The sequence below is a fragment of the Allobosea sp. 05T439 genome (assembly GCF_056396005.1).
Genome location: NZ_JBFTKP010000072.1, coordinates 1 through 15,957 on the forward strand (window position 1 = coordinate 1; position 15,957 = coordinate 15,957).

Annotated in this window: 15 protein-coding genes; 4 read left to right on the forward strand and 11 right to left on the reverse strand. The window is 60.5% G+C overall.

The features are described 5' to 3' along the window. Positions 1 to 92 precede the first annotated feature (92 nt). The gene (gene ccoS / locus AC1DIO_RS33830; RefSeq protein ID WP_441508843.1) at positions 93 to 308 is read left to right on the forward strand and encodes a cbb3-type cytochrome oxidase assembly protein CcoS; all 216 of its coding nucleotides are present in this window, start codon (positions 93 to 95) and stop codon (positions 306 to 308) included. A 105-nt stretch (positions 309 to 413) separates the two neighbouring features. Here ccoS and AC1DIO_RS33835 read toward each other — a convergent pair whose 3' ends face one another. Genes AC1DIO_RS33835 through AC1DIO_RS33865 form a run of 7 tightly spaced genes read right to left on the reverse strand, consistent with a single transcriptional unit; the run spans position 414 to position 9,447 of the window. Further along, positions 414 to 1,412, reverse strand: a complete 999-nt coding sequence (locus tag AC1DIO_RS33835) for an FAD:protein FMN transferase (protein WP_476854802.1) — start codon at positions 1,410 to 1,412, stop codon at positions 414 to 416. A gap of 10 nt (positions 1,413 to 1,422) precedes the next feature. Next, the gene (locus AC1DIO_RS33840; protein ID WP_476854803.1) at positions 1,423 to 2,007 is read right to left on the reverse strand and encodes a nitrous oxide reductase accessory protein NosL; all 585 of its coding nucleotides are present in this window, start codon (positions 2,005 to 2,007) and stop codon (positions 1,423 to 1,425) included. Next, positions 2,004 to 2,834, reverse strand: coding sequence for an ABC transporter permease subunit (locus tag AC1DIO_RS33845; RefSeq protein ID WP_476854804.1), 831 nt, complete (start codon positions 2,832 to 2,834; stop codon positions 2,004 to 2,006). Before AC1DIO_RS33845 ends, AC1DIO_RS33840 begins: the two co-directional genes overlap by 4 nt. After that, entirely contained in the window at positions 2,831 to 3,751 is a 921-nt protein-coding gene (locus AC1DIO_RS33850) for an ABC transporter ATP-binding protein (protein ID WP_441508847.1), read from the reverse strand. The genes AC1DIO_RS33845 and AC1DIO_RS33850 overlap by 4 nt, the downstream gene beginning before the upstream one ends. Beyond that, entirely contained in the window at positions 3,748 to 5,145 is a 1,398-nt protein-coding gene (locus AC1DIO_RS33855; RefSeq protein ID WP_476777356.1) for a nitrous oxide reductase family maturation protein NosD, read from the reverse strand. Before AC1DIO_RS33855 ends, AC1DIO_RS33850 begins: the two co-directional genes overlap by 4 nt. A 4-nt stretch (positions 5,146 to 5,149) precedes the next feature. Then, complete coding sequence (nosZ, locus tag AC1DIO_RS33860) at positions 5,150 to 7,099, reverse strand: TAT-dependent nitrous-oxide reductase (RefSeq protein WP_476777355.1); 1,950 nt, start codon at positions 7,097 to 7,099, stop codon at positions 5,150 to 5,152. A 20-nt stretch (positions 7,100 to 7,119) separates the two neighbouring features. Next, positions 7,120 to 9,447, reverse strand: coding sequence for a 4Fe-4S binding protein (locus AC1DIO_RS33865; RefSeq protein WP_476854805.1), 2,328 nt, complete (start codon positions 9,445 to 9,447; stop codon positions 7,120 to 7,122). Between the two features lie 284 nt (positions 9,448 to 9,731). On the opposite strand from AC1DIO_RS33865, the gene AC1DIO_RS33870 reads away from it, so the two are divergent. After that, entirely contained in the window at positions 9,732 to 10,616 is an 885-nt protein-coding gene (locus AC1DIO_RS33870) for a ferritin-like domain-containing protein (protein ID WP_441508851.1), read from the forward strand. A gap of 28 nt (positions 10,617 to 10,644) precedes the next feature. Here AC1DIO_RS33870 and AC1DIO_RS33875 read toward each other — a convergent pair whose 3' ends face one another. The 4 genes from AC1DIO_RS33875 to AC1DIO_RS33890 all read right to left on the reverse strand — a co-directional run bounded on the left by AC1DIO_RS33875 (position 10,645) and on the right by AC1DIO_RS33890 (position 13,962). Beyond that, complete coding sequence (locus tag AC1DIO_RS33875) at positions 10,645 to 11,742, reverse strand: hypothetical protein (RefSeq protein ID WP_441508852.1); 1,098 nt, start codon at positions 11,740 to 11,742, stop codon at positions 10,645 to 10,647. Between the two features lie 62 nt (positions 11,743 to 11,804). Continuing rightward, entirely contained in the window at positions 11,805 to 12,260 is a 456-nt protein-coding gene (locus AC1DIO_RS33880; RefSeq protein WP_476854806.1) for a pseudoazurin, read from the reverse strand. A gap of 183 nt (positions 12,261 to 12,443) precedes the next feature. Continuing rightward, positions 12,444 to 13,778 carry an NnrS family protein gene (locus AC1DIO_RS33885; protein WP_476854807.1) on the reverse strand — a complete coding sequence of 445 codons (1,335 nt, stop codon included), beginning with the start codon at positions 13,776 to 13,778 and terminating at the stop codon, positions 12,444 to 12,446. Further along, the gene (locus tag AC1DIO_RS33890) at positions 13,681 to 13,962 is read right to left on the reverse strand and encodes a DUF6455 family protein (RefSeq protein WP_441508854.1); all 282 of its coding nucleotides are present in this window, start codon (positions 13,960 to 13,962) and stop codon (positions 13,681 to 13,683) included. Before AC1DIO_RS33890 ends, AC1DIO_RS33885 begins: the two co-directional genes overlap by 98 nt. A 645-nt stretch (positions 13,963 to 14,607) precedes the next feature. Between AC1DIO_RS33890 and AC1DIO_RS33895 the strand changes: the two genes are divergently transcribed. Together AC1DIO_RS33895 and AC1DIO_RS33900 are read left to right on the forward strand one after the other, a co-directional pair. Next, a complete protein-coding gene (locus AC1DIO_RS33895) occupies positions 14,608 to 15,036 on the forward strand; it encodes an RrF2 family transcriptional regulator (protein ID WP_441508855.1) in 429 nt (142 codons plus the stop codon). A gap of 58 nt (positions 15,037 to 15,094) precedes the next feature. After that, positions 15,095 to 15,556, forward strand: a complete 462-nt coding sequence (locus AC1DIO_RS33900; protein ID WP_441508856.1) for a hypothetical protein — start codon at positions 15,095 to 15,097, stop codon at positions 15,554 to 15,556. Positions 15,557 to 15,957 lie beyond the last annotated feature (401 nt).

Consider the following 15,957-nt stretch of genomic DNA (forward strand, 5'->3'; position numbering starts at 1 on the left):
GCGGCGCTGCGTCTCAAAGTGGATAAGGCCGGATCCCCTCGCCCGGCCGACGCGATGCCGGCAGAGCCGAGGCTGGCCGCGGAGCCGGGCCAATGAGCAGCCTCGTCTTCCTCGTGCCCCTGGCCCTCCTGCTCGGCGCCTCAGCGCTCGCCACTTTCCTCTGGTCCCTCAAGAGCGGCCAGTATGAGGATCTCGACGGAGCGGCCGAACGCATTCTGCTCGATGACAAGGACGACCGGATCGCGACGGGGGAGAGCGACGGCGGCGCGCTGCCCGAACCATCCGCACCTCAGAACAATCGGCATTGAACGCGAGAAGCCTTCTTACCGAAACAGTAGACCCTCTTCCGACAGCAGCAGCCGATACGAAGTAGTGGAGAAGCAGCCACCATCCTGCCTGCACGCTGAAGACACTCATCTTAGGATGATCTGCCGCTGCCCCGAAACCGTCGTCAGACGTACGTGGTCAAATCCAATAACTCCCCCTGACCGCGTGATGTCTTGCATAGGCATGAAGCTGAAGGCGGTCGACAGGGCGTCGGCCTCTGTGGCGGTTGGCATTACCACGGTTACACTCTGATACCGCTTCCCAGGCCGACCCGTGCGCGGGTCGATCAGATGATGGAACAGGCCAGCCGGGTCGAACTGAAACCCGTACCCGCCCGAGGTGGCTACTGCCATGTTAGTCACCTCGATTGTTTCAGCGATCCGAGGCGGATCAGCTGGGTCCGTAAGACCGATCTGCCAGGCATTGCCATCAGTTCGGCTGCCCAGCAGGCGCGGTTCTCCCATGTCGACCAGGCTATGATCGATGCCGCCCGAGCGAAGTATATCGACGACACGATCAGTGATGTAACCCTGAGCGATCCCATTAAGGGTCAGGGCCATGCCCCGGCGGGCAAAAACGACGCGATCACCATCATAAGTTACATATTGGAAGCCGACCTTGCCGAGTGCCTCCTCAATGGCACTATCTGTCGGGCCCTCGGGTGGCGCATCAGGGCGACTGAAATGGTCGCGATAGAGTGACCAGAGTGGCTGGACGGTTGGATCGAACGCTCCCTCGGTCGTCTTCCAGACCCCGCTGCAATGGTTCAGCAGTGAAACTAGTTCGGCCGGCGGGGCGATCAGGATGCCCTGGCGGTTCAGAAGCGCCAGTGTCGAATCGGCGCGATACAGGCTGAAGATGCGTTCAAGACGCGTCACCTCAGCAAGGGCCCGTTCGATCAGGCGCTCGGCGGTCGGGCGGTGGTGATGGTGGATTTGAAGCGAGGAAACTGCACCCATCGACTGGCCGAGCCAAGTGACGAGATGACCTCCGGAACCGGCCCTCGCCCCGAAAGGTAGCAGGCCCAAACCGGCAGCGGCTGCCGTGATCCCGATCATCCGCCGGCGCGTGGTCGTAACGTTCATGGCGGTCTCCCTAATGCATGTGACCGCTTTTGGGAGCTGTTGCAGCCCCATGGCCAGACATCCCTCGGGGTGGTGGCGGCGGCGCTGCGTCCTCTTCCGCTCCGAGGACGTAGTCCTTGGGAACCTCCGCGAATGATACGATGCGCCCGCCGTTGTCAGAGGCGAATTTCTCGGCAGCGCTGCGGTCCGAGAACGGGACGACCTCGGCCGCTCCCATGCCGCCCTTCATGCGGCTGCCGATGACAAAGACCGCCTGTCGGCCATCGACCCAATTGGTCGCGCCAGGTTCCTCCCAAGTCGCTGCCTTTCCCATATCCGACACATAGATCGCCCGGATATCTTTAGGCTCTTCGGGAAGCATGGTGAAGGAAACCGCATCACGCGCTGACGAGAACCAGACGGGTTCCTTGCGACTGGCAAGTAGGATCTGGCCTTTTGGACCTGGGTGCTCCAGAACGTTCATGCCGCAATAGTGGCCAATAGCAGCGGTCGTAAGCTGCTGGGGCGGGGGCGGCGCTTCCGCAGATTTCTTGTCATTGCAACCGCCCAGGGCCAGCGCCCCGAGCAGAGCGCTGGAAATAACAAGGAGCCTCATAGTTCTCTCCTCGAAAAAGCAACGGCCGCCAGCATCAGGGGAACGAACGCCCAGGCAATGAGGGCGGCTAAGAGGACTGGAAGGCTCAGGGTTGCACCTTGCGCAACGCCAGCCATTCCCGAGAAAGAGCTGACATTCGCGAAGCCTGTGAGATTGAACAGCCGATAGATATCGGCTGGGTTGAGCAGCAACAGCGCGTTGAGGATGCTGCCGGAGACGATCTGGCCCTGATCCACGACGAGCAGACCCAGCAACGCCATATCGTAGATCAACACGAACAGAAGCCAGATGCCGACGGAGATACCCGCAGCGGTGCCGCGGTTTCCGACCAGTGCGCTGACGAGATAGCCAACGGCTATGAAGATGGCCCCGAGCATGATGGAGGAGCCAATCATGGAACAGAAGGCAATCCAGCTTTCCGCATCAATGACGGCGCCCGTCGCGACCAGGGCACCTGCTGCAGCCCCGTAACCGAGGAGCGTGGCGAAGGCCAGGATAGCCAGGTGGCCCGCAAACTTGCCAAGCAATACCTGCCAGCGAGCAATCGGGTAGCTCAGCAGCAACAGCATCGTGCCTCGCTCCATCTCACCAACAATCGCGTCGTGGGAGATCAGCAGGGCGATCAATGGCAGCAGAAAAATCGTTAGGCTCGACAAGCTCACGATTACCACGTCGAGTGCACGCACTCCGACGTTGCCGGTTGGCGCACTCCCGAGGAACGTGAGTGAAAGGGCAAGCGCGGCGAGCAACAGCGTCGTCGCGAGGACCCAGCGATTCCTGAAACCMTCCTGGATTTCCTTGAAGGCCACGATCACGATGTTCTTCATGATGCGCGCTCCTGCGACCGGAGGAAATGGGCGTACAGCTCGTCGAGCGTCGGCGGTATCACGTCGAGATCCTCGACAGGCGCATTGGCACTGGTCGCGCGGCGAAGGATTTCGATTTTCTCCTGCGGCGCCGCATCAACCTCGACAATGTGGCCGTTGATCCGCCGCCAATCGCTGACAGGTTCCAGCCAGTCGTGGAGACGGGAAAGACCACTTTCGGTGACTTTCATCCTAATCCGCGTGGGCAGCCGGGCGATCAGCCGGAGTTCGTCCATGGTTCCGTCGGCGACTTTCACGCCATGGTTCATAATGATCACGCGACCCACGCGCTCTTCGAGTTCGGTCAGGGCATGGGAAGACAAAAGCACGGTTGCGCCGCCGCTGCGTAACTCCTGCACAATCTCGTAGAAACTCTGCCGTAGAGCTGGGTCGAGCCCGGTTGTCGGCTCGTCGAGCAAAAGCACCCGCGGGGATCCGAGCAAAGCCTGAGCCAGGCCGAGGCGTTGTCGCATGCCCTTGGAATAGGTGCCGACGCGGCGGTCGGCTGCATGCGTGAGACCCACCCGATCAAGGAGCGAAAGCGCGTTGCGTATCGGTTCACGCTTCAGTCTTGCGTAGAACGCAATGGTCTCGCGTCCGGTGAGGCCCGTATTGAAGGAGACACTTTCGGGCAAATAACCGAGGCGCCGGCGTGCGGCGAACTCCCCCGCGGCGGGATCCTCCCCCAGCACCCTAACGCAGCCTTCCGTGGGGCGGATGAGGCCCAGCATCAACTTCATCACTGTCGTCTTTCCCGCGCCATTGTGGCCAACGAGAGCGACCGTTTCTCCTTCCGGCAATTGAAAGGAGACGTCCCGAACGGCCTCAAGGGCGCCGAAACGCTTGACCAAGTTGCGAACTTCTACAGTGGCCGTCACGGGCGGCGTCCTTGCGCGAGTTTGGGCAGCGGTGGCGGGGCCATGAGCGGCCGGCTATCAATCACGCCGCCCGGCAGCAGCGCCGGGAACTGAGCCTGCGCCCAACGAATGACCTGCACAGCAGGAGAATTGACCAAAAGCTTAGCCAGGGGCGCGGTCCACAGAACTTTGTCGATGAGATCATTCGGCCGGTAGGCGCTATCGCCAATACCGTCTCCGTTCAGATCAAAAGCCGGATTGTCGCTCCAGAAATTACCTCGTCCATCCTTTGACCAGTCCAGATAGCGGGTGCCCACATACTTCACCTGATTCCGGTTTTTGATGAAGGCATTGCCTACGATCTCGTTGCGCTCCGACCCCGCCGTAAAGTGAATTCCGATCTCGCAACCTTCAAACCAGTTCTCGCGAAAGCGGTTCTGGTTGGCGTTGTAGATGAATACGCATTTGGTCGGGGCGGGACGCGCGCCTGAACTCAGATCGGGTTCCGGCTCTCCTGCCGCTGGCAGGCCGTGTTCCCGTGTTTCCTTGGTGCGCATGCCAGTGGTGGTCCAGCGATCTGCCGATTGAATTCGACCCAGCACTGTGTTGTTGAGGATTTTCGAGTTGTTCGCGTAATTGAACATAAAGCCATGATCGCGATCGCCGATTGAAATATTTCCGGTAACCGTAAGGCGGCTTGAGAACATAATTGCGTATCCAACCGTATTGTCGGTCGATACGTTATTCGAGATCTCGCTGTCGTTCGTATACATGTAATGAATAGCGAATCTCAGATCACGCAAGCGATTTCCGCTAAAGACATTATTCTTGCTGGTGATGACGAAAATTCCGTCTCGCCCATAGCGGATCTCATTGTCGATTACCTTGGCACCGGGCGCATTCCATACCGAGATGCCGTTCCCGGCCTCGTTCACACGGCCCTCTTCGATGCCGGTGATCTCATTTTTCCTGGCGACGGAATCTTCGGCTCCGTGCAGGTAGATGCCATAGAGGTTTCCCTCGATCTTGTTGCCTTCAACCAAGGCCCTTGTTGCCGTCTTCTCGACGAAGACGCCGGCATCCATTTTCTCCGGATCCCTCCCCGATCCACGGATCGTCAAGCCGCGAATGACGACGTCAGGCGCGGAAATGGTGACGACGCTCCCCTTCCCTGATCCGTTCAAGGTTGCGCCAGTCGCCCCAACAATCGTCAGTTTGCGTGAGAGCCTGATTGGCCCGGCGTGATCGCCAGCGGCCAGGATGAGCACGTCGCCGTCAGCAGCTTTGTCGATGTCGGCCTGCAGGTCGCCGCGTCCTAGTTCAATGGTTCTCTGCTCAGCTGACGCTGGCATACCGAGGCTGGCGGCAAAAAGCGCCGCCAGCCCGAGGGACAACACTGTGCGATACACTCGCATTCGGTCAGGCGCCTTGCGGCTCAACGAGCATGCGGCCCTTCATCTCCATGTGCATCGCATGGCAGAACCAGGAGCAGTAGTACCAGTAGACGCCAGGCTTTGAGGCCACGAAGGTCACCGAGGCGGTGGCCTGCGGAGCGACCTCCATGTTCACGCCGTAGTTGGTGATGCAGAAGCCGTGGGTCAGGTCCTCAACCTCGTCAATATTGGTGACGAAGACAGTGACCTCATCCCCCTGTTTGACCGTGAACTCCTCCAGCCCGAACGCTGGGGCGGCGGAGATCATGTAGACGCGCACCTTGTTGCCGTCGCGGATGATTTTGGAATCCTGCTCAAGCGTGACGCCGTCAGCCTTTGCCTGCTGAACCGCAGGCGCGAAGAATGGGTCGTCGCGCTTCCAGATTTGCAGCGGGTTGATCTTTGACCTGTGGACCAATGTCGCATCATGCGGCTCGGCGAAGCTCGGACCATCGTGCACGAGCACCATCCGCTCTCCCGAGATGTCGATCAGCTGATCATTTTCGGGCTTGAGCGGACCAACGTTCAAGAAACGGTCTTTTGAGAATTTATTTAGGGAGATCAGCCACTTGCCATCAGCTTCCTTGGTCTGACCCATGGAGGTGTGGTTGTGGCCCGGCTGGTAGTGCACATCGAGCTTCTGGATAACCGCGTTGACCTTCTCGCCCTTGAAGGCCCGCTTGGCGAGGTCGATGTTCCACTTCACCACCTGGCTGTCGAGGAACAGCGTGGTGAAAGCGTTGCCCTTGCCGTCATAGGCGGTGTGCAACGGCCCCAGTCCCAGTTCCGGCTCGGCCACCACCACATCGCGTGGCTTGATCTTGTCATCAAAGAGATCGTCGAGTTTGCGGGCGTCGAAAACGGTCACGGTCGGCGAGAGCTTGCCGTTGGCGACGAAGTGGATGCCGTCCGGGGCGGTGTTGATGCCGTGTGGGCTGTTTGGGACGGGAATGTAACGGGTGAACTTCGAGCCGGAGCGGCCGTCGAGCACGGGAACGCCACCGATGGTCTCGAACTCGCCCTTTTTCACCGCCTCCTCGATCCGTTTGAGGTTGAAGACGACGACCCAGTCCTGTTCCTTGGCCATCATCTCGGCGAGCGTCACGCCCTCTTCCGAGTTGTAGCAGGTCGCCCAGGCATACTTGCCTTGATAGTCGCAGTCGACATTGTCTAGGTTGCCGTCGACCCTGAGTTGCCAGGCGACCTTCATGGTATCACCGTCGACCGCGCTGAAGATCGACATGTATTTCTTCGTATCGTTCAAATCCCTCCCGTCATTCGGCACGGGCACGCGATCCTCGCCATTGCAGAACACATAACCGGTCCTGGGATACTTCTGCACGCGCAGGCCGTGCACCGTGTACTGGTTCGGCAGCTGGATGATCTTGTCGCACTTCATCACATCGAGGCGGATGCGGCAGACGCGAGTGTTCGCCTTGTCGTTGGCGAAGAGATAGCGCCCGTCATATGTGCCGTCGGTGAAGGATGGATGGGGATGGTGCAGGTCCCCGTTGAGGTAGATGCCACCCTTGTCCTTCAGGAAGTCGCGGCTTTCGGGGGTGAGCCCCTCCGTCAGGATCTTGAGGCTCTCATTGGTCTGCCCCCAACCCGTGGCGCTATCGCGGTTGAAGACCGGGATGCGCATCAGTTCGCGCATCGAAGGACAGCCGACAATGCGCACCTCGCCGCTCTGCCCGCTGGAGAAGAACACGTAGTACTCGTCAAGCTCACCCGGCTTGACCTCATACTTGTTGGCGACGGTCGGACGGACCACGGATTGCTGCGGGCGGGTCTGGGCCTCCGCCGTCGAGACCATGCCGCTCCGCGACAGACCAAGGCCTCCAGCCGTTCCCGCCGCCCCCGCAACGGCAACCGCAGCGGTCGTCCCCAGCATGTCGCGCCGGTTCAACCCCGTCTTCTTCTCATCTGTAGACATCTGAGCCTCCTTTACTTTGCTCATGACCGCGGCGTTGAGGGAGGCGCCGTAGCGGGCTTCCCAACCGGATTTCCCATATGCGTAATGATTGGCTTAGCTGGCCCCGCGCCGCCGTCTTTGTTCCCGCGCATAGAAGGAGACGTAAGTGCGTCCCGCTTCTCGCGCTTCAGGCGCACCTGGATCATATGCGGGCAACGATGATCGTCGTGGTACAGCTCCTGGCAATGCATGCAGTAGATGCACTCGTTGATGTTGATGTGGCCCTCGGGATGGATCGATTGCACCGGGCATTCTTTGGCACAGCGTTGGCAGGGCGAACCGCATTCGGGCCAGCGCTTCAGCCATTCAAAGGTTCGCATGCGCCCTGGAATGGCGAGCGCGGCTCCAAGCGGGCACAGGTAGCGGCAGAAAAATCGTTCGATGAACAGACCGGCCGTCAGGAGGGTCAAGGCGTAAATCACGAACGGCCAATCGCGGACGAATTTCAATACGATAGCTGTTTTGAAAGGCTCCACCTCGGCCACGACTTCCGCCAGGGCCACCGAATAGAGTGACAGCCCGAACAGGCCGAGAAAGATGATGTACTTGATCGGCCAGAGCCGCTCGTGCAGGCCCCACGGCACCTTGATCTGCGGAATTTTGAGCCACTGCGCGATATTGTTCGTGAGTTCCTGAAGTGCTCCAAACGGGCAGAGCCAGCCGCAGAACGGGCCTCGCCCCCAAAACAGCAATCCCGCGGCGATAGCCGCCCAAAGGATGAAGGTAAGAGGGGCCGCGAGGAAAAATTCCCAGCTAAAATGGGTCACCAGCGAGTTGGTAAAGGTGAGCACGTTCACGACGGAAAGCTGGGCATTCGCGTACCAACCCAGCCAGACGAGGGTGAACGTCAGGAAAGCACGGCGTACCCAGCCAAACAGGGTCGGCCGGCTGACCAAAGACTCCTGGAAAAAGAAGATGCCGGTCAGGACCAGCAGGGCGGCCGCGGTTATCCCGATGGCCACCGAGTTCATCCGCCAAATTTTGAGCCACAAAGGCTCTTCAAGCTCGCTGGCATTGGGGGCGGCCCGGTCCAAAAGCACTGGCGCTTCAGCTGGAGTGACGCCCTGTGCCTTGGAAGGCGCCTGCACTGTGGACGAGTCCGCCGGGGATTTCGTTGCGAATGCCGGCGTCGCTGGTTCCGCGACCAGGTACTTTTCCGGTAGCGTGTAGCCGAGATCGAAGGTCAAGAATGCCTTGTTTCGTGCCCCCACATTGCGCTGAACCAGCAGTTGCAGTTGCCAAGGTTCCGCAAGATCAAGCTTGAATTCGTCCGGCAGGACGAACAGCGCGATCTCCCGCAGATCCGGCGCTCCCTCCGCTGCAAGAGCCCCTAACCGAGTGTGGTCACGGTCCCGAAACCTGATGCTCTGGCCATCTTGCAACAGTTCGATGCGGTCAAAGATGCCACCACGAACATAGCCCGAGCCTTTGAAGGAGTAGGCTCCCTCGCCCGCTACGATAAGCGCCTGTTGTCCCGGCTTGAGCCGTGAGCGAAGCCGCTMGAAGCCGTCATCTCCGAGAAGGCTGCGACCAATGGTTGGGACGCTGACGGGCGCAAGATACAGGTCGATAAAGGTATCGCTGGCATCGCCCGGTTCAGGGTTGTCGGACGCCTCCTTGTTGCCCGCCCTGGAAAAAGCGTCGTTGATGTCGCCGATCGAAAGGGTAAGACGACGGACCGATCCATCGCCGAGCAGGGTTTGCCAGTCACGCAGCTCGCTTTTGCCGAGATCAATTCGCTTCACCGGCGGCGCTGCTGCAGCGCTCGCGGTTGTCGGCGCCCCCGTTCCGAGGCGACCGGTCCGGATCAACCGCACCGCAGAGCGCACCACGCTATCGCCCATCACGAGGACGGTCACCGTAGCGCCGCTCACGATTTCTGCCTGTGGCGCTCCATCGCTCCCTTCCGCGACCCGTTTCATGTCCTTGCCGATGAGCGTGTTAAGCGCATCGATGATGCGCCGCTCAGGGATCCCCACCAGAACGATGGGCTCCTTGTGCTCGACGAGCTTGACCGCAGTTACGATCCCGCCCGGATCAATGCCGACGAGCAGATTGATGGGCTTGCCGGAATAGCCGGTCGCATTGGTGACGTCGGAGTTGAGATAGACATACCCGAGCAGTTTGTTGCCMTGATATGTCGGCACGATCGGCGGGGTACCCTCAGGCTGACCGAAGCGGTCCGCACCCGGGAAAAACTCGGAGGGAAGCGCTTTCGGCAAAAACTCCTGAACGCGCCCTGCCGCGAGGGCGGGTAGCGCCGCACTCGCAAACCAAATCGACATGCCGAGGATCAACAGCAAACGCATGGTCCCCTCGAAGGAGCGGGCCGACATGCGGAGTTTGGTTGCACCTGTCTTTGACAACTGGGATCGTCCGATTTCGGCAGCTTCAACGAGCGTGCGAACGCCGACGCAGCGGCGCCGGCTCAGCGTTCGCGATTAAGTTCGAGGGTTGGTCCGACATTGATGTCCCAATTCCGGGCTCCTAATGCGCCGATCCGGAGGGCCATTCTTTGATCCAACGCAAATGCAAGCGTCTGATTAGGTGTTCAACGTGACCGGCCGGAGCGGTTCACCCCACGGAGGATGGAATGTCACTTCTAAAAGCGGAGCCGCCAGGTGCCGTAAAATCCCTGGAGGAGCTGTTCGCGATTGCATTCGCCATGGAGCAGGAAGCGGCGGCTCGTTATGACGAAATCGCTGAACGTATGCGCCGCGACGGAAATCTGGAGCTCGCGGCTGTCTTCGATCGGCTTGTGGCAGACGAGAACGGGCACCTCGCAAGGGTGGCGCGCTGGGCTCAGCAGCGGAGCGGCCATCCACCCGATGCAGCCCGAATCCGCTGGCAGATTCCGGAAACCTTTGACGACGAAAGCACGGGGACGACCGATCCCCGCCTTCTAAGCACCTACCGAATCCTCTCCATGGCGGTGCGGAACGAAGAACGAGCCTTTGCCTTCTGGAGTTACGTGGCGGCCCATGCTGATAGCGAAGACATACGTATAGCAGCGGAGAGTCTTGCCCACGAGGAACTTGAACACGTGGCGCTCCTTCGACGGGAACGCAGAAAGGCATTTCACGCTGACCGTAGCGTGAGACGCAATCCTCATCGCGATGGCGTACCTGCAGCTTCCGAAGCGGCTCCCCTTGAGCGTCACCTTGCCAACCTGCTCGATACAATGGCGTCGACAGAACGGCTCGAAACAAGCGCCGTTCTCCGCGACCTTGCGATCGAGGCTCGACGGTTGGCCGGAGAGCTTGATGATGCTTCCATCGTCATTCCGACCGAGAGCATCCCGATCGCAGCTCAGGGAGCCGCGATCGCAGTCGCAGAATTCCTCGTTGATCGCTATCTCGAAGCAGCCGATGGCGTTTCCGACGATAAGAAACTGATTTGCCTTCAGGCAATTGCAGGACGCGCCATCAAACGGCTCGCTTGGCTGAGGTCGGATTTGCCAGAATTGGAAGCATCCTGAGCAAATCCCGTTGCTCCCTCGAGGCCGCTCAAGTGCCGGCGGCAACTGCCTCCCGCACACGTCGGTCACGCAGGACATTCGTCCCTGCGGCGAGGGAAATCACGGTTCCCACAAGCGTCACGATCGTGAGCACGTCACTCCATTGACGCAGCGCGCCCGATTCCAGGACGTCCCCGACGGCGCGTATCGCCACCGACCCGTGCAATGCGACGAGCGGTAAGTAGAGCATTGGCTGATAGGTCCGTCGCCGGTAGTCGATTGCCGGCATCGCAATCAAGAGATGGCCAAGTCCAATCGAGAGAACAAACCCAATCAGCACGGCGTGAAGCGCGAGGTTATGTCCAGCCGGGGTTAATCCCGGCGGCAGCGCAACAAACGCTCCACCCGCAATGCCAAGCCAGGCGCTTCCAAGAAGTATGCAGGCAGCCGCGAACCTCGGTCGTCCAGCCACCTTCATGCTACGGCGGGCACCGTCGTATTTGAGAAACCAAACGTTCAAGACGATCAGGGCCACGCCGAATAGCGCCGCACCATTATCCGTCATCAAGCCGTTTTGAGCTCCGGCGCCAAGAAGGCCTGCCGCGAAGAAAATCAATGAGTCGCTGCCTCTCTGGGGCGAGGTTTCCGCAATCTTGCGGAGTCGCTCGCCAGCGACCGTCAGAACCAAGAAGGCAACCCACCAACCCTCCACGTCGGCCAGCGGATAATTTATCAGCCAGAGAAGGTTGCCCGTGAGCCACATTACCGCACCAATCAGCAATGTGCCGGTCGATATAGTGGGATTCGCGAGGGTTAGAAAAAGCGTGACGCTGCAAAGTACGGCGGCCGACAGGACATAGAACCCGGCGCCAACGTAGGGTGGAGCCCCCGCCAACAAGGCGAGAGTTCCAATTCCGGTGACCGCGGGCGCGATATAGGCCCAACGTTGCCCAACCGCGAAAGCGCGCTTCACTCCCAACAGCGTGCCAAAAAGCCCGGAAATGAGGAGCGGCCCGTGCAACAATCCTAGCGCCGATCCGGAGGGCAGATACCATCCGGATCGCTCCCAGCCTCCCGCCAATCCGGCGAGCAAGGCAAGGAGAGCGATTGCAAGGAAGCCATTCCGAACCAGGTTTCGGTATTGCATGGGACAGACCACTCGTATGGCGAAAATCCTGGTGCGGGATCCCCACCTAAGTCGCGATGAGCTTATTTCGCCGCGGCAAGATTCGAGGCCGCCTTTTCGAAGAGCGTCGCGAACACTTGCTTCGCCTTGCCGGGATGAGCAACGGCCTTCGCCTGATCTACGTTAGTCGGGTTGCCTACAACAACCATTCCGACCATGCCCATGCTGTAGTGCGGCTTGCATTTATACCCATACACGCCAGGCTTATCGAAGGTGATCGCCAACTCTTCGTTGACCTTTCCTACGAACGCTTTGCCTCCTTCTGGGAGCATGTTGTCGACGGTTTCGACATTGTGGCCCTTGTCGGCTGGAATGAACTTGACGGTGTCGCCTGGATTTATTCGGACGAGGGAGGGCTCAAACACCATGATGCCATCCGCGCTCTTGTTGAGCATTTTTACCTCAACCTCAGCCGCATTGGCTCCGCCCGCGATCATGAGCGCAGCCATCACCGCGCCCGACATGATGAGTTTCCGCATGATTGACTCCTACTGCGATACCGAGCGCCCACCACCCCTTGGGTTCGGTTGGCTGTGGCATAGCCGCCGGCGGTCCATTGCTGTTTGAGCTAGAGCAAAAACGCCGCGGATTGTGCTTCTGCTCGTTCGCAAGGCGGCTTCGGCCTTCGCCGACATGCTGTCGCGCCAGTTCCCTGTGCCGCGTCACCGGCGCCCCAGCAGCTCGTCACTGAAGGCGATCAGGAAGAAGGCGAAGGCCGCAATCCAGCTGCCCGCGGCAAGCACCAGCAAGAGCGGACGGTGCGCCCCCCCCCACTCCGCAGGCAGCCGGATGACAGTCGCCGCTGACCCCGAGGCGAGCGCTATCGTCAACGCCGTCGAAGAGGCGAAGGGCTTGCGCGTCTGGCGACGGATCATGCTCGCCATGATCGCCAGGCTCGCGCCGCCGATGGCACCGATCGTCCAGACGTGAATGGCGGCGGCCTCGCCGATCGGTACAGGGCGGATGGTCCCGATGGCGAGAAGGCCAAAACCAAGCGCCGCCCAACCATAGGCGAGATGGAGCGCGAGGATTGCCGGGCAGGTCAGCACCCGCCGCGTCTGCCACCGTGCTAGGCGAGCGAACTGAGCGCAACTTGCCCCGGCGCTCAGGATCGCGGTCGCAGCGGTCATCGGCGCGAGCAGCCAAGCACCGAGCGCGGCCGACGCCGTGATGCCCGCCGCCATTTCGCTCCACGCTGACTTAAGCCGACCGGCGGCCTCCCCCCGCGCCTCGAGATAGGCCACGGTCAGGGCGGGCGCGATCCGGCCAGCCATGATCAGCATCAACCCCAGGAGGGAGACGAGGCCGAGCCGCAGCCGGAAGCCAAAAGCTGGAGCGGCTGGCGCAGCCTCCGGCAGCATTGCTGCCGCGGCCAGCAGGAAGAGCAGCAGCGCGACCTTGATGTCGCGCCTCTTGCCTGCGGCCATCACCTGCCAGGCGACAATGACGGCCAGGACCAGGAGGAAAGTTCCCGACAGCAGTGCTGATCCGTCGACTAGCCAGACATGTGAGAAGCGCGCCGACAGCCACAGCGCGACGAGGCTCGCAAGCGCTGGAGCCGACAGGGTCGGACGCCCCGTCCAGCGCGGCAAGGCCGTCAGCATGAAGCCAGCCAGTACGGCCGGCATCATGCCAAATAGTAGCGCCTCACGATGCCAAGCCGCGACAGAGGAACCCGCAGGAAGAATGGCTTCGCCGCCCGGCAGCCAAGGCCAGATCCCTGCGACAGCGTCGAGGCCCGCCAGCAGGAAGAATGGCCGAAACGGCTGCCGCGGCCACGAGGCGCGCGTCTGCGCCACAGATGTCACGACATAGGCTCGTAGCCGAGTGATTCCGGGCCGGAGAGCGACCAGGACTTGTGGCCGAGGATAGCGCGAAACGCAGACCCGGGGCGTGACATCACGCCCCGATACGGTGCAGATAGGCTGCATTCGGGCAGAAGTCCGGCGCGACTTCCTTGCTGGCGCCATTGAGCCAGCTGCGGCATTCGCCGGCATGCGGGCAGTCAAGACACCGCCGCGCGGCGAGCGCGAAAGCGCTGCCTCGGCCTTCCCGAACCGCTGCTCCCAGATCGGCGCCGGAGCGCTCCATCATCTCGCCGAATAAATGCGCCTGCCGTTGAGCGCGCTCGAAGGCTGGCCAGGTCAGGAAACGGTCCCTAATCGAAAGTCCCGAAGGCATGGAATGCTCCCATCATATCGCAGGACAAACCACACGATAGCAGCCCGGCAATCCGGCTCGTTGATGCAGAGCAAGGAAGTCGCACATCACACAGCCGGGCTTCGGCAGTTTGCGGGAAAACAACGGAACTGCCCAACCTTTATCGATGCGGCTTCCATGCCTGCATCTCGGCCAACGATTCCGAGATCAGCCGCGATTGAACAAGCCGCGGTGGCACAGGGGTCCAAATCTTTTTTTGGCGGAGAAATCTCTCAACGCGCTTAACAGTCATTTACAATGAATCTTTTATTGTATAATGAGACTGGCAGAAGTCCTTCTTTTTGGCTGTGCAGAGCGATGGTCAACCAACCTCAGAACCTGTCGAAGGCCCCCAACGCCGACAGCACGTTGGTGCCTATGCTGATATGGGGCCTCGTCCTCATCGTCATTGGAATGGCTAGCGTTATGATCTTCGTCTAGCACGACGATGTATTCGGCATTGGCGGGAATAGTTCGCCGAATCAGGGAGCTGCGACGCGACCCGCCGAATTCGATACGCCGATCAGGACACCCCCCCGAAAAGCGGATCGTCGCGACGTGGCCTGCCTTTGACGGTAGCGGGTTGCGGGAAAATGAGCGGCAACTGGCCAGAAGTCGGAATGAACCATGCGATTGACGAGCTTCTCCGACTATTCGCTCAGAATCTTGATGTACGCGGCTGCGAAAAGCGAGCGTTTGATTACGATCGAGGAAACATCCTTGGCCTATGGCATCTCACGCGCGCATCTTATGAAGGTTGCCAATCTGCTCACGAAAGCCGGGTTCCTTCGAGCGGTCCGCGGGCGTTCGGGCGGTCTCGTCCTGGCGAGACTTCCAACAGAGATCGGGATCGGAGAGGTCTTACGCCTGACAGAGCCAGATTTTGCTCTGGTCGAGTGCTTCGGCAGCGGCAACGGCTGTCTGGTCACTTCGCGCTGTAGGCTCAAGGGCATTCTTCACGAGGCGCTTGCCGCTTTCCTCAGCACAATCGACCGTTACACCCTGGCCGATTTGATGCTGAGGCCTGAGGACTTCGGCATCCGGCCAGCMGCCTGACGCCACCAACGCTCCCAGTGGCTCCTAGAGCTTCGGCAGCGGGAAGGAGATACTGAGGGTGACGCGACTGGTATTCGATAAGGCTCTCTGCCTGGACGAGGACAGCCTGCGCGACGTTATTTTGGCATTTTGTGAGGGGCTGCGCGCCCACACCAGGTTGCGCAGACCGCTCGACCGAGTCGCAGGCAACCGCTGGTATGATTTTGAGGTCGGGCTCGAACATTTTCTGACGGCTCTTATCGCACGAACCGGCGATCATGGCGGCGGCCTACTGGCTTTGTACGAAGCGTTTCCAGCGTTGGCGCCCGAGCATGTGACCGATGCCCGTGACCTCTTCATGGAATCGGCGCTGACGATCCTGCCCCTTTACGCTGCCGCCTCGTTATCGGAGCTCGTCGATAGCGTCTGCGATCTGGCTCTACGCGCGCTGTGTCCGGCGACTGGAACACCCTTCACTCCGATAGCTCGCAGGATCAGGGACGCTGAGGAGGCACTTCGGATCGGAACTAGCCTAAGATAGGTGGCGTTTCGTCCGGCAGGGGGCGATAGCTCTTCCACGGCACGCTTGCCGGCCAACTCGTAGTCAGCAGGCCGCCGTCGGCGATGTTACCCGCGAGGCCAAGCACCCGTGGATTTTCGTCGCTTCCGACCGCATCCTCGTCCTCGATGCGCAGGTGCTGCAGGATGGGCGTCGGCGGGAAACGTCCGAATTTCTCAGGAGCATCTCTCGTCAGTGAGCATTCAAAGGTCTACGAGCAGTTCGCCCCAGACATCGATGTCAACGGCGGCCGGATTCCAGGCMACTTGGGCGGAGCAAAACCAGGCCAGCGCTGGCGATGTGAGACGATAAGCCAAGGGCCCCGATCGGGGCCCTTGGCTTATCGTCGCTTTCGTTTCTGATCAGCTCTCCATGATCTCGCC